The organism is Desmonostoc muscorum LEGE 12446 (genome assembly GCF_015207005.2).
Classification (GTDB): domain Bacteria; phylum Cyanobacteriota; class Cyanobacteriia; order Cyanobacteriales; family Nostocaceae; genus Nostoc; species Nostoc muscorum.
Map to the genome: position 1 here is coordinate 5,028,579 of NZ_JADEXS020000001.1, position 14,110 is coordinate 5,042,688.

The following is a 14,110-nucleotide window of genomic DNA, read 5'->3' on the forward strand; positions in this document are numbered from 1 at the left end:
GATTTATTAATGTTTGAAAATGTTCGCCACATTTTGTTAGTAATAAAATGTTCAAACCTTTACCAGATCTGGATTTCAATATTAGGGAATTATTTTTGTGATTCCCAGAGTGATTGAAGAGGGTTATATCATGTCCGGCTAATTAGTTATGATTCCCGAATCTATGCACAAACCCAAAAACCCTTCCCCTCTGCTCCCCTGCCCCTCTGCCCCTCTGCTGCCTTAATGATAAGTCTTTAACCGGACATGATATTACCCTTGAAGCTTCTTAATTAACTCCAACAGTTGTTGATAATCATCTGTTTTGCCTTGTTCTAAATTGAGATTAGCTGCTTTTTGTAAATCGGCGATCGCCCCTTGTTTATCTCCCAATTGATAACGGGCAATTCCCCGCCCAGTATAGGCTGGAGCAAAGTTAGGATTAAGTCGCAAAGCCTGGTTAAAATCAGTAATAGCCCCCTTTTTATCTCCCAAGTCAAAGCGGGCAATTGCTCGACTAGCGTAGGGTGGGGCAAGGTTGGGGTTAATTCGCAAAGCTGTAGTAAAATCAGCGATCGCTTTTTGTTTATCTCCCAATTGATAATAGGAAATACCCCGTCCAGTGTAGGCTTCGGCGTAGTTGGGATTAATTTTTAATGCTTGATTAAAATCTGCGATGGCGCTTTTGCTATCATCCAAGCTATTACGAGCAATGCCTCGGTTATTGTAGGCGAAGAGATAGTTGGGATTAATTTCTATAGCTCGATTATAATCTGCGATCGCACTTTTTCGATCTCCCAAGGCAGAACGAGCCAAACCCCGATTATTGTAAGAATCGGCGTCTTGAGAGTTAATTTTCAGGGCTTGGTTAAAGTCGTCAATTGCCCCTTGGAAGTCTCCTAAGTTATAACGGGCAAGGCCGCGATTATTGTAAGCATTGAGATATTTAGGATTCAGGCTAATTGCTTTAGTATAATCGGCGATCGCACCTTTAAAGTCTCCTTTATCGTACTTATCGCCACCTTGAATATAAAAGTCGTCTGCTTTCGGTGCCTTTGCTGTCGGGATACTGGGAGGAGTAACACCTAAATCTACCCCAGCCTGAGTTGATAATCTCAAAAAGGTATTAATGGGAATGCCTAAATTAAAACCTGATTTGACATAAGCAACTGTGGAATTGATTTTCGACGTTTCTATGTCTGCTTCGTCTCCTCTACCATGAATTCCTACCAATTCACCTTTGTCATTCAACACCGGGCCGCCACTCATACCCGGTAAGGTAACATTGCTGTAGACTAAAGCATAGCCATCACGCAAAGGCTTAGAGGCATTAGCAGTAATCCGCCCATCAGTAAAATTGTAAATTGTGCTAGAAATTGCTGCCGTCGCTTGGGGAAAACCAGCCACATAAGCTGTAGTACCTTCTGTGGTTGCATTTGAGTTGCCGATTTTAGCAACGGTGTAATTTTGACTGCTGGTAAACTGCACAACGGCTAAATCTACTTCTGGCAGTTTTTTTACAGTGTCGTAATTTAATTGATAGCGTTGATTATCTGGGGTGACAATTTCATATTTAGCTTGAGTTTCAATTACATGTTTAGCAGTGATAACCGTGTAAGTATTATCTTTTCGTTGAATAATTACCCCAGTCCCGGAACCATTTTTATTGTCAATGAGTACTGTGATTGCTTTAGCGATTTTACCCACTTCAGTTGAGGATAGTGCCGTAGCAAATTGCGGTTGTATAAGGGTGATTGTTATTCCGATAATTGCTGGCGTAAGCAGATAATCAAATTTCATAAATTTATTTTTTAATAGTTGTTATCATCTGTTATGAATTTTTATTGCGCTATGGCAGTCCTATTTTAGTTGTGATACCAGTTCACGAAAACTTTGATACAGATGATTTCTCGTAGGGGCACGGTACTGCCGTGCCCTAAACAACTTCGTCTTACTAATAATCATTTGTATTTACAAAAGACAAAGAAGAAATCATATATGTTTTAATTGGCACAGCCCAACTGAGGCGAATAATCATTTTATGTAATTGTTCATCTGCTTTCATACCATCTTGAAACACAGAAGGTGCATCCCACAGAGGATAAGCCTGCATCCCATTTACGCCTACAACTTCGCCGCGACGATTTAATAGTGCGCCGCCACTCATACCGTTTTCCAGATTATTAGTGTGTCCGAGTTGATAACCTCCTTCTAAAGGGTTGGGTAGCACCAAGGAAATTTTACCTGTATTCAAGGCCAAGCTTTTTACCTGGGTTCCATCTTCAGCCACAGGAAACCCCGCAGCAAACACTTCATCCCCCACAACTGGAGAATTACCAAGGGATGCCACAGCATAAATAGCGCCTTGGCTGTGGAATTGTAATAAAGCTAAATCATTTTTACCAAAGTTCAAATTTTCAGGTAAATTAGCTGCATAGATGTTACCATCTGGTGTTTGAATGCGATAGGGGCGATCGCCTGCTTCTAACACATGAGCATTAGTCAAAACTGTATAATTAAGACCTTGCTTTTGCAGCAGAATTCCTGAGCCTAAGAAATCTGCTGCTAAAATTTTCACCGTGATAGACTGTGCTTGCTGGTAAAGTTTTTGCGACACAAAAGTGTTGCAACCAAAGCTTTGACATTGAGGAGAAACACTGATAACTGGTGTCGATGCTGACAGTATTATCGATAAACTGCCAATCGAAATAACCAGTGTCAATTTACGCCAATCCATGTGAGTTTACAGGTAATATAAAATTGCTGGCATAGGCGGTAGCCCGTCGGATAAACATTACCTGAATCTTAATTTGACTCACTATTTAGCTCATCTGTAGCGTTGTTCAGGAATTCATCAAAATCGATATTTACCGTGTCTTCACTAGTTTCATTCAACACATTCCCAGCTACCAATCCCCGACGATTTAATAGCCTTCGCATAGTCAGCTTAGCATTACTACCACGCTTGAGAGTGAATAACAAAGTGCTATCTGTACAGGTGGCATTTTGGTTAGCAGCCGCGCATACAACTGTTTCTCCTCTAAGCGTTCCAGTTTTGATGTACTTTAGCGTACCATTATCATAGCTCCTTTGAAATCTGCGAGATACCTCTTTACAACGGCGTTCATTTGTCCATTCTTTGGGGAAGTAATCTTGAGAACTCCATTTAATCATTGGCACGTTTCTTCGATTTTGGGTACGCGCAAATGTTACAGGTACACCCTTGCTCTTTCCACAGTAAAAAGTTGTACCTCCAGCATAGCTAGGCTCATTCATGGTTGCAGTTGTGGTAAATGCACTCAGCGAAGCTATGACAATCCCTATCAATCTTTGCTCAAATAACTTGACTTTCATCATTTTGCTTAGGATGCTGATACGGTTGAGTTGAGAACCCTGGAAAATCGATCTTTGGCTGTACCTACTCCTTTAATAGGTGTACAATCAAAATAACAGATTTAGCTAATAAGTGTTGGGTAATAGTTAATAATGTCTTTCACTAAATATTACTCATTATTAATGCTTAGTTAAATCTGTAAATATTGTAAACTAATCATATATATAATGAAAAAGTCATTCGCAGACAGGGCAGAATTACTTTATCAAAAGCTGAAAGAATATTTGCGATCGCCCAACCGTTGGTTTTTAGATACACCAGAAAGGTCGCTTTTAGAAGCTTACCAAGCGGCTCAGAGAATTAAAAATATTGAAACTGAACATTTTGATGGGAATAAAATCTCTTCAGCTTCAGGAAAATATACTGAAAATGTCATGTCTTATTGGCAAGTATATCTTGATAAAAACTTAACTATTATCAAAATTAGACTGGCAGAATTCACACTGAGTCGGACAATTATCGATATCTCCGATTCTGTATTGCTAGAAAAATTGCAGGTTATTGATGAAGTTGTAGAAAAGTACGGCATCAAAAACCAACTTAATAATTCTCAACCCTTAGAAATTAGCCAGCGCAAAATCAACAAACAGCCAAACTCCTCTAACATCAATGATATTAAAACTACATCTCCCTTTGAAAAAACTGGAGTCTTTCCTGGGTCTATTGGCAGAAGCATTAATGTAATTAAAGGAGATTTTTCACCCCATGCAGAAGAAAATTTTGCCAGAAATTACCGATTGTCTAGAAATAGGACAAGAATTGCTCTCAGATTTTTTCTCATTCTAATTCTTGTACCTCTTTTAACTCAGCATTTATCTAAAGAATTTTTAGTAAATCCCATAGTAGAAAGAATGAGGGGAGACAATACAACTCAAATTTTCATCAATTCTGATATGGAAAAAGAGGCTCTCCATGAATTACAGAATTTTCAAGCAGAACTCAGGTTTGAATATCTACTGAATAAATCCCCACAACTATCATCAGAGGCAGTACAAGAAAAGATCAAAGACAAAGCATTTGAGATTGCTGAACAATTTCGCTTTAAAAGTAACAGCAGTATTAGTAATGTTATTGCCGACTTAATATCATTAATTTCTTTTGCCTTAGTTATCAGTCTGAGCAAAAGAGAAATTGTAGTTGTTAAGTCATTTATAGATAATATTGTCTATGGTCTTAGCGATAGTGCTAAGGCATTTTTAATTATTCTTGTTACAGATATATTTGTAGGATTCCACTCACCGCATGGGTGGGAGATTATTCTAGAAGTATTGGCAGAACATTTAGGTCTGGCAGCAAATGAGAGTGCAATATATTTATTTATTGCTACATTTCCTGTAATGTTAAATACCATCGTTAAATACTGGATATTCCGCTATCTCAGTCGTTTATCTCCGTCGGCATTAGCTACATTAAAAGAGATGGATGAATAACTTAATCAGAATTCAGAATGGGCTACGCCCCGCTACGCTAACAGAATTCTGAATTAATAATACTTGGATACCCAAGTAAATGAAGTACACGGGTAAGGGCACAACATGTTATGCCCCTATAATTATCTGTACTCCTGAATTCTGACTCCTGAATTCTGAATTATTTTGACGCCTTTGCACCTGATTCGCTACGCTATGTATATCCTGGTTCTTCTAAGGCGTGCTATGGATTTTGAAAGCAAAGCCAAGGCTCCAACTGCTACAGATAATATAGATTTTGCTCAACCAACTACTCGTAAGCCACTAGAACTCCTGCGAGATACTGAGGCTTTGTTACGCCGCCCAACTGTAGCAACACTAGTGCCGATTTTACCACCAAAACTCAGTAATAGATTACAAACAACTTCATCTTTAGCAGATGACTCTTTTAAAGAACTGTCAGAAATTGACCTAGACAATATTAGTGATTTTGAACTGCGACCTGCACGAATTGGTGTTGGCTTAAGCTTTATTGGTTTTGGAGCGCTGATGATATTGGTGTTGCTGTTATACTTAAACACCTTGCATCCAGAACTGAATGCACTAGAGCAGATGCACCAATACTGGTATCAATATGTTTGGTTTGTCAGTTTAGGTATCGCGGGAATGTTTATCTTGGGTCGTGAAGCTATGCGTCCGACCCCAAAACGCCGAAAATGAGGAGATTTTATAGATGAATCATGATGCTTTTATTGTTCCACCAGGTTCAAAGATTTCTCTGAAAAAAAACTATGACCCAGGTTATAAAACTGATTTTCATGTAAAAACTGATGCTGTAATGAAATTACAGGCAGATATTGAACGATTAGCAAATTACCAAAATATTCTCTATGCTCAAAACACCTATGCATTGTTAATTATTTTTCAGGCAATGGATGCTGCTGGTAAAGACAGCACAATTAAACATGTGATGTCTGGTGTGAACCCCCAAGGATTTCAGGTGTTTAGTTTCAAGCAACCTAGTGCAGAAGAATTAGACCATGACTACTTATGGCGAGCGACAAAGGCTTTGCCAGAAAGAGGACGAATTGGTATATTCAACCGTTCATATTATGAAGAAGTTTTAGTGGTTCGTGTCCATCCAGAAATGCTGAAAAAGCAACAGCTACCGAAATTTCCTTCAGGAAATCAAATATGGAAGCAGCGCTTTCAAGAAATTAACAACTTGGAAAAATATTTAGTAGAGAATGGTGTAATTATTCTGAAGTTTTTTCTGAATGTCTCCAAATCAGAGCAGAAAAAGCGCTTTTTACAAAGGATTGAATCGCCGGAAAAACATTGGAAATTTTCAGCTAGTGATGTCCGGGAAAGAGCTTTTTGGGATGATTATATGGATGCTTATGAAGAAGTTTTCAACCAAACCAGCACAAAATGGGCACCGTGGTATATTATTCCTGCCGATCGCAAATGGTTTACACGCCTAGCAGTTGCCAATATCATCTGCACAAAACTAGAAGAACTAAATCTGAAATATCCGACAGTTAGTGACGAACACAAACAGCAACTTTTGGAGGCAAAACGCATTTTGGAACAAGAAGATTAAGCTATAAAATTAACTGTGACTGTTTAAGAAATAAAAACTGCCGAATTGTCGCAAACATGATATAAAATCAATTTGCTGGGATACTTAGCCAAATTGCAATTCTGGAGTTTTGTGACTCTGTGCTTACTCAGTTACCGACTATCAACGCCCTGAAACAGCCCACGAGTTCTGCTTGGATCGAACAAGCGATTGCTAACTTAGATATCATCTTACTCGACCACTCCCACTGTGAACGCAAAGCGGCAGGGGTCGCCTTGAATTTTATGTTTCGCTACCCTTCCAATACTAAAATGGTACGCGAGCTCACAGCGATCGCCCGTGAAGAACTAGAACACTTTGAGCTAGTTAACCAATGGTTAGAACGGCGGAACATTCCCCTTGCTCCCCTACCACCACCTCCCTACGGCGCAGGTTTAAAAGCTGCTGTACGCCCCCAAGAACCCCAGCGATTTTTGGATTCCTTACTAGTCACTGGCTTAATAGAAGCTCGGAGTCATGAACGCCTGGGATTATTAGCTGCTCACTGTCCAGAGCCAGAATTAGCAAAATTTTATCGTGGACTGATGGCATCCGAAGCACGCCACTACGGTATATATTGGGTTTTAGCTGCTACTTATTTCGACAAAGAAATCGTCATGCAACGCCTTGATGAATTGGCAACCGTCGAAAGTGAGTTGCTGGCAACTTTGCATCCAGAACCTAGAATTCACAGTTAGTAGACTAAGGCCACTATGAAGCTTCAGCTAACACACTTGAGACTGCTAGTCTCCAACTACAAAGATTCTTTTCTGTTCTACCGAGATCTGCTAAAATTTGATGTCGATTGGGGCGACGAAAATAGCGGATATGCTGAGTTTAATACTGGACATATCAAGCTCGGTTTGTTCAAACAAGAATTAATGGCCGAAGTAGTCCCAAGAATCGATCAGCCTTCGTATGTTGCCAATCGAGATAAAATTGTCTTGATTTTCGCAGTCGATAACGTGGATGAAGTCCATAAACAAGTCAAAGATGGTAATGCGATCGTTGTCACTCAACCAATAGATCGTCCAGATTGGGGAATCCGCACAGCTCATTTTCGCGATCCTGATGGCAATTTAATCGAAGTCTACAGCAACCTGGGAATTCTTAGTTAAAAGCGCCCCACCTTTTATAAATCAAACAAACACTTTCTTCCCCTACTCCCTATTCCCCACTCCCCACTCCCCATTTTTCTTAAGGGTTTGTTGGCGGTTTTGATTCAAATAAACGCACAGGTTTATTTTGCAAATTAGAAGCAATTGAACTGACTCGATCGACTACAGAAATCATATATTTGTAATCCGGTACTTGTCCATTGGGGACATAGCCAACTTCTTGAGCTAAGCCTGAAGGTGACTCGCTCATTACTTTGCGGATGAATTCTTGACGGTTACGTTCTACATTCGGCCCAATCAAAACCACACCTAATGGTACATAGTGAGGGTCTTTAAAAAGTATGCGGAACTCGGTCTGACTAAACTGTGAAGCGTAGAGACTCAATTCAGCCTCCGAAACTGCACAGGCGCTAGCTTTTCCTTGAGCTACCAATTCCAGCGCTGCTTTTGGTGTCGGTGCAAACAATATTTCAGCCAGTGTTATACCATAAAGGTTGTAAAGTGGAAAGTAATATCCTGTTGCCGAACCTAACTGACCCAAAGCCACTGTTTGACCCTGTAGTTGTTTTAAGTCGGATATTGAACTGTCTTTGCGAACAACGAAAATTGAACGCAAATTATTAATACCTATTAAAGGAAACAGAGGAACATATTGGTACCGCGCGATCGCAATCGCCGCTAAACCCGGTGGAGCAAATACCAACGACCAAGCACGAGCATCAAGGCGCTCAACTGCTTTATTTTCGTTAAAAGCAGGCTCTAGCTGAATTATTGAGTTGGTTTTTTCACCCAAGTAACTATTAAATTTAGCATATTGGTTAATTATTTGTTCGCCTCCACCATAGTTAAGAACGCCAATAGTCAATGTGCCTTGAAAGGGTCGTCTTGATTGACAACTAGCAAATGTCAAACCTAGTAGATTAAACAGAAATAAACGACGGGGAAATCGCAAAAACATCACTAATTATGATTGAGGAAATAACTTGGGTTTGAGAACTAATTTAAATCAGCTTTCTTACTGCTTAAATAGGTAAAATCACAACAAAAAATTAATATTTATTAATTCATCGAACAACAGTTTTATAACAGGTATAAATAGATATTAAACAAGCTCATATACTACCTTCGTTGGTTAGGTTATGTTAAACAACATTACGTTAAAAAACTTAAAAATAGGTGCAAAATTTAATTTACTTTTAATATTAGTTTTCATCGTCAGTATTTTGGGAAGTGGTGTTGCCTTATCCAGTGTACTTCAGGGGAGAGCGCAAAATGAAGTAGCTTCTCAAGCGCAGATTCTCATCCAAATGGTGAATGCAGTTAGAAACTATACACAAAATCGTATAGATCCCTTATTGGAACCTAGACTAGATACTAACCCAACCTTCATGCCTGAAGTGGTGCCAACTTTTTCTTCTAAAGAAGTTTTTGAGAATTTTCGTAAAAAACCTGAATATAAAAACTTTTTTCATAAAGACGCCACACTTAATCCGACAAATTTAGTAGATAAAGCCGATAGTTTTGAAACTCAACTTGTAGAGCGTTTTCGCCAGGAACCCAATACTCAAGAAATTACTGGTTTTCGCAACTTGTCAGAAGGCGAAGTATTTTATATTGCTCGACCACTAAAGATTACACAAGAAAAATGTTTGCGATGTCATTCTACACCAGATCAGGCTCCTAAGAGTCAGCTGGCAACTTATGGCTCAGAAAATGGTTTTGGCTGGCAACTCAATCAAATTGTTTCTGCCCAAATAATTTCTGTTCCTTCAGAAGAAATTTTTGCCAATGCTAAACGGACTTGGATATTGATTATGGGACTTTTGATTACTATCTTTGGGATCATAATTTTATTGATTAACTTCTTAATCAATAAAGCCGTAATTCAACGAATAAAAAGAATAGAAAAAATTGCACAAAAAGTCAGCACTGGTGACATGACTGCCGATTTTGAAGAGATATCTAATGATGAAATTGGTGGTTTAGCACAAGCATTTAATCGCATGAAAGCTAGTTTAAGAATAGCTATGGATATGCTTAATAATCAAAGCTAAAGAAGTATGGTAATTGGGTACATTTGCAATAGTTATAGGACTCCTATTTGATTTTTGCAATCTTAACACCTCTAGAGATATCGACCTCTGCATTGGTGAGGAAACTCAACGGACACTTCGTTCAAGTCGGCCGTTGCCCGCCCACACGAGTGTCATCCTTAATAGACCTCTTGCATAAATCAAAAATAAAGAACCCCACCCCGCATTTGCTAACGCAAACGCTCCCCTCCTCGCTTGCGGGGAGGGGTAAAACGTTTGTGGGACAACTGTTTGAGCTTAAGTTGACACCAATGATAGCTATGCGCCCCCACGTTCTATCTCACTAAAGCGAGACATGGTGTAATTACAGACTATTCTGGCGAAATTTCTCGATAAGCTTGCCGACACTGCTCGTAGTTGTCTGGTAAAATTTCGGCATTACCAAAACATAATTGCTCGTGAGTGGTAATTAAAGTTTCATAAGGCTGTATGGGACTCACAGACGATCGCAGTAATTGCAGATATTCTCCATCTGTACGGCTGAGTTTGTGGGGTGCAACGGTTTGCTGATGCAAATGCTGTAACATTGCTAAATAAAGACAACGGCAAGCTTCACGGTAGTTACCTTGACGATAAAATTGTTGCGATCGCTCCAATAAAACGGCAATGGATGATTCATCAGACCGATTTTTCACACCCCAATCAGTGAAATTGCTACCTCTACTCAGCCAAGAATATAGATAAGGGCTGAATTCTCGCCATAACCGCCAACCCACCCAAGCTACAAATAAACCTAATATCAGCCAAAACAGAAATTTCAGTAACTCACCTACCCAGGGGCTAATTGACCATCCACCGGGTAATTCTGGCAAAGCGCCTTCCAAGCGGTAAAACTGGTATTCCCACCATTCTCCTACTTGTTGTTGGAATTGAGAAAGCTGCCAATTCCAGCTAGTTTTTTCAAAAGCATCTGTGGACATAAGGGGGAGTGGGGAGTGGGGAGTGGGGAGTCAGGGAGATGAGGGAGTGGGGGAAGTGGGGGCGAGGGGCAAGTGTGGGGAGTATAAAAAAGCTTCCCACCTCTCCCACACTCTCAATGTTCCATACCCCATACTTTTCTACGAAAGGCTGCGCCAACGGCTTCTCGTACAGAAGCTACGCGTAGCTTGCTTACCCGCAGGGGTACGCTCAGTACAAGTGCCCAATGGCCTATTCTCTAACTGTTGACTCTTTTTTTATCATTATCCAGCCGATAAAGGCAAGTAGCGCACCGAATGCAAGAAATCCTACATCCCAAGCTAACTGATTTGGACCTGGTTTAACATGATGGATACCAAGAATTTGGTGGTCAATCAGTCCTTCAAGTAAGTCGAATAAGCCAGCACCAATCAGTATTGAACCAAAAAATGTCTGTGATGACCAAGGAACATCATCACGCCCTCCGGCACGCCATAGTAAGATGATTCCTACTACGGTTAATAGCCAATCGAAAGCATGGAATAAGCCGTCCCATACCATGTTCAAATCTTGATTGGCAACATTTGTCAGAGGTCGAATGTTGCTCAACATGTGATGCCACTGGAGTAACTGATGCAGTAGAATCCCATCAATAAACCCTCCAAGACCCAAACCAAGAACAATTCCCGCAATAATCAGGGGTGTCCGTCGGTTGAGGTTTGTACTCTTCGCCTCCATCGTCAACCTCATAGATCGGATTTTCACTAAAATAGAATTCTTTTGGCAACAATATCTTCTACCTTGAGGCAAGTACGCTGATTCGTTGAGGGTGGGGACTTCGGCGTTAGGTTAAAATTAATTAATCTTCAAATTTAATTTGCATACCGGCTTTGGCTGGGTCGAAATGTTCGGGAAAATGGGTATTGCGATCGCAGTCTGCTTTTTCCAGGTTCGCTCCTTTAAGATCAGCTTGGCGGAGATTAGCTGACATTAACAATGCTCCTCTAAGATCGGCATCTCTCAAATTAGCTTGACTCAAATCGGCAAAGCTCAAATCAGTTCCTCTTAAATTAGCACCGCTCAAATTAGCTTGACTCAAATCAGCATAGCTGAGGTCAGATCCTTTCAAATTAATACCTTGTAAGTCAGCATTACCTAATTCTGCTTTACTAAAATCTCGTTTTCCTGCTGCATACCTTTCGACAACAGTAGCAGCATTATTAATTGACTGTTGAGAATTTATTTCAGACATATAACAGCCTCACAGGCTATATCATTATTACTTTTAATAAGGATTACACCATAAAAAATGTCTAGTTAGACATTTGAGATCACAAATTTTTCAATACTTCTTGCTCAAGGAACTGGTATTGCCTAAGCAAATGCTTATGGAACAGTTTTGTCTGGTGGGTTATTGCTGAGAGTACAACACCAAAAATATAAAATGGTGCGTTATGGATATTAGTCCTAACGCACCCTTAGCTAAATATAATACATCAGTTCCTTCTGTTGTCGGATTGCTCTCCGTTCACAAAGGTCTTGGAGTGTGTATTTTTCCAATACACAGTTAGCAGCTTGACGTGCTTCCTGCCAAACTTCCTGAATTAGCTCACCTTCTACCGTAGTGGGAGGCGGTTCACAAGTAGAGACAACAGCTTCTGACCCTTCCATACAGGAAAAAGCATCTAGTACTGTGATTGTCCTGGGGTCTCGTGCCAAAACATAGCCACCTTTGGCTCCGCGTATACTTTTAATTAAACCTCCACGCCTTAATGTTGCCAGGAGTTGTTCTAAATAGCGGTTTGGTATGTCTTGTAATGCTGCTATCTCTCGAATTTGCAAGGCGTCACCGTTAGGGTAGCAAGTTGCCAACTCTAACAGGGCTAGAAGTGCGTATTCTGATTTGTTAGAGATTACCACAGGCGTAATATTTTAAACTCACACCTAAATATACAAAGTCACTGAGTCTATTTCCCTAAGCTATTGCTAAGAAAAACTTGACAATCAACTGATTGTTGACCGGCTAACTCCACTTTAAAGACTTTCAACCATAGAAACAATTACTTTTTTTTTTTAATTCCATAAATAAAAATGATTAATTAGTTGACAGTCGTTGTGAACTCAAAGGGACTGGGGGCTGGACAGTGGGCTAGAGGAAACATTCACCAATTCTGATTGCTGGTTTATTTTTCATTTCTGCAAGCCGCACACTCGTGACTTATAGTCATCAGTAGGCGCTCCATGTTGGGTTAAAATTACGATATAGCGAAAACCAAGCCAAACTGAACCACGACAACTAAAGATATAGGGTTCTACTAGGAAATAGATACTTTTGTATCGATCCTCTAGTAGGTAAAATCTTTAAGGTACAGAGGTTAAACATACTTAGATTTTTTAGGTACTTGTTTAAAAGTCGCCGTCGGTGCGCCGGAGACTATAAACGCCTGTGGAGAACTTGTAAGACCTGGAGTAATTCAGGCACAGATCGTTGAAACAGGAATCACGCGACTTCAAGTCGTGTGAGGTTCAAATATGGATAAAAGTAAACATTCCCAGACTAGCCGTGGTTGAGCGTAAGCGAGTAAGTATTTACGAGCTTGTTCTAGCTGCTCGATCGCCTTGGCTTGATGCCACTGCTGCCAGTAAAATTGCTGAAGATAATCAACTAACCACAGTTGTGCTTCTGTATCTAAATCTTTATCAATTTTCTTGGCTAACTCCAAAGCGTTGCGGTAAGATTTGGGGGCTTTTTTTAAATCTTCCAGTAATTCTCGGGGAATAGCTTGTAATTGCTCATAAGAAGCGATCGCACTTCCCGCACTCCCAGCTGCTATGCTCAATACTGCTTGATGTTGCAAAATTTCTTCATGACCTGTTTGTGTGAGTACAACAGCTAAAGACTGTGCATCTAAGCGATAAAAAGGAATGCGTTGACAGCGTGACACCAAAGTTGGCAACACAGACTCAGGTGTAGGTGCAATTAAAATTAACGTTGCTTGTCCTGGTTCTTCTAAAGTTTTAAGTAAAGCATTCGCCGCAGCTTCTGCCATTGTTTGGGCTTCTTCTAGCACTACCACATTCCTTGGTGCTTCTAAAGGTGGACGACTCAGAAATTCAGTAATTTCCCGAATTTGCTCTAGTCGAATTACAGGTGGTGCCTTACGCTTAAGTCCTTTCTCAGCTGCTTGTGCTGCTGTAAATCGTTGTCCTTGGTATTGATAGGTTGGTTGCACCCACAACAAAGCCGGGTGGTTACCTTGACGCAAACGGTTTTGTAAAGCTGTAGTGATTCCCATATCACTAGAAAATAGCAATTCTACAAAGCACCTAGCTGCTAAACTTCTACCTAAACCATCAGGCCCCACAAATAAATAAGCTGGAGCAACCCGGTTTTGTCTGACAGCTTGAGTGAGCAATTCTATGGCTTGTTGTTGTCCTACAAGTGGTGCAAATGGGGCATTGGTCATTAGTCAATTGTAATCTACGCAACAGCAGATGCAATATTATAGTTTTTGTGATTGTCAGGATGATTTTCTAAAATTTAATGGTGAATTTTTAGGTTTTAAGTTAATAAAAATCATCTTTTTTTTAGTTTATTT

At 40.1% G+C, this 14,110-nt stretch carries 15 protein-coding genes; 6 read left to right on the forward strand and 9 right to left on the reverse strand.

The window, feature by feature from the left end; translation table 11 throughout:
• Positions 1-252 precede the first annotated feature (252 nt).
• The 3 genes from IQ276_RS21495 to IQ276_RS21505 form a co-directional block, all read right to left on the reverse strand.
• Positions 253-1,779 carry a tetratricopeptide repeat-containing S1 family peptidase gene (locus tag IQ276_RS21495; RefSeq protein ID WP_193924442.1) on the reverse strand — a complete coding sequence of 509 codons (1,527 nt, stop codon included), beginning with the start codon at positions 1,777-1,779 and terminating at the stop codon, positions 253-255.
• Between the two features lie 154 nt (positions 1,780-1,933).
• Positions 1,934-2,716, reverse strand: a complete 783-nt coding sequence (locus tag IQ276_RS21500) for a S1 family peptidase (protein WP_193924444.1) — start codon at positions 2,714-2,716, stop codon at positions 1,934-1,936.
• Positions 2,717-2,784: 68 nt separating this feature from the next.
• Positions 2,785-3,336, reverse strand: a complete 552-nt coding sequence (locus tag IQ276_RS21505; protein WP_309245601.1) for a COP23 domain-containing protein — start codon at positions 3,334-3,336, stop codon at positions 2,785-2,787.
• Positions 3,337-3,540: 204 nt separating this feature from the next.
• Between IQ276_RS21505 and IQ276_RS21510 the strand changes: the two genes are divergently transcribed.
• The 5 genes from IQ276_RS21510 (at position 3,541) to IQ276_RS21530 (ending at position 7,521) form a co-directional block, all read left to right on the forward strand.
• The gene (locus tag IQ276_RS21510) at positions 3,541-4,803 is read left to right on the forward strand and encodes a proton extrusion protein PcxA (RefSeq protein WP_235115854.1); all 1,263 of its coding nucleotides are present in this window, start codon (positions 3,541-3,543) and stop codon (positions 4,801-4,803) included.
• A 225-nt stretch (positions 4,804-5,028) separates the two neighbouring features.
• Positions 5,029-5,502: a hypothetical protein gene (locus IQ276_RS21515; protein ID WP_190884467.1), complete on the forward strand. Its 474-nt coding sequence runs from the start codon at positions 5,029-5,031 to the stop codon at positions 5,500-5,502.
• 13 nt (positions 5,503-5,515) lie between these two features.
• Positions 5,516-6,385 carry a polyphosphate kinase 2 family protein gene (locus IQ276_RS21520; protein WP_190884468.1) on the forward strand — a complete coding sequence of 290 codons (870 nt, stop codon included), beginning with the start codon at positions 5,516-5,518 and terminating at the stop codon, positions 6,383-6,385.
• Between the two features lie 119 nt (positions 6,386-6,504).
• Complete coding sequence (locus IQ276_RS21525; protein WP_193924074.1) at positions 6,505-7,101, forward strand: MiaE family protein; 597 nt, start codon at positions 6,505-6,507, stop codon at positions 7,099-7,101.
• A 15-nt stretch (positions 7,102-7,116) separates the two neighbouring features.
• The gene (locus IQ276_RS21530) at positions 7,117-7,521 is read left to right on the forward strand and encodes a VOC family protein (protein WP_190884470.1); all 405 of its coding nucleotides are present in this window, start codon (positions 7,117-7,119) and stop codon (positions 7,519-7,521) included.
• A gap of 79 nt (positions 7,522-7,600) precedes the next feature.
• Here IQ276_RS21530 and IQ276_RS21535 read toward each other — a convergent pair whose 3' ends face one another.
• Positions 7,601-8,479, reverse strand: coding sequence for a phosphate/phosphite/phosphonate ABC transporter substrate-binding protein (locus tag IQ276_RS21535; protein WP_193924924.1), 879 nt, complete (start codon positions 8,477-8,479; stop codon positions 7,601-7,603).
• Between the two features lie 181 nt (positions 8,480-8,660).
• Between IQ276_RS21535 and IQ276_RS21540 the strand changes: the two genes are divergently transcribed.
• On the forward strand, positions 8,661-9,575 hold the full coding sequence (locus tag IQ276_RS21540) for a Tll0287-like and HAMP domain-containing protein (protein ID WP_193924920.1): 915 nt from the start codon (positions 8,661-8,663) through the stop codon (positions 9,573-9,575).
• A 350-nt stretch (positions 9,576-9,925) separates the two neighbouring features.
• On the opposite strand, the gene IQ276_RS21545 is transcribed toward IQ276_RS21540, so the two are convergent.
• From IQ276_RS21545 to IQ276_RS21565, 5 genes are all read right to left on the reverse strand, one after another.
• Positions 9,926-10,534 carry a DUF4129 domain-containing protein gene (locus IQ276_RS21545; protein WP_235115855.1) on the reverse strand — a complete coding sequence of 203 codons (609 nt, stop codon included), beginning with the start codon at positions 10,532-10,534 and terminating at the stop codon, positions 9,926-9,928.
• A gap of 229 nt (positions 10,535-10,763) precedes the next feature.
• Positions 10,764-11,249, reverse strand: coding sequence for a DUF2243 domain-containing protein (locus IQ276_RS21550; protein ID WP_190881845.1), 486 nt, complete (start codon positions 11,247-11,249; stop codon positions 10,764-10,766).
• A 121-nt stretch (positions 11,250-11,370) separates the two neighbouring features.
• The gene (locus tag IQ276_RS21555) at positions 11,371-11,763 is read right to left on the reverse strand and encodes an Alr5209 family pentapeptide repeat protein (RefSeq protein ID WP_193919773.1); all 393 of its coding nucleotides are present in this window, start codon (positions 11,761-11,763) and stop codon (positions 11,371-11,373) included.
• A 230-nt stretch (positions 11,764-11,993) separates the two neighbouring features.
• The gene (locus tag IQ276_RS21560; protein WP_190881813.1) at positions 11,994-12,431 is read right to left on the reverse strand and encodes an RrF2 family transcriptional regulator; all 438 of its coding nucleotides are present in this window, start codon (positions 12,429-12,431) and stop codon (positions 11,994-11,996) included.
• Positions 12,432-13,021: 590 nt separating this feature from the next.
• Positions 13,022-13,978, reverse strand: coding sequence for a DNA polymerase III subunit delta' (locus IQ276_RS21565; protein WP_193919771.1), 957 nt, complete (start codon positions 13,976-13,978; stop codon positions 13,022-13,024).
• Positions 13,979-14,110: the final 132 nt, after the last annotated feature.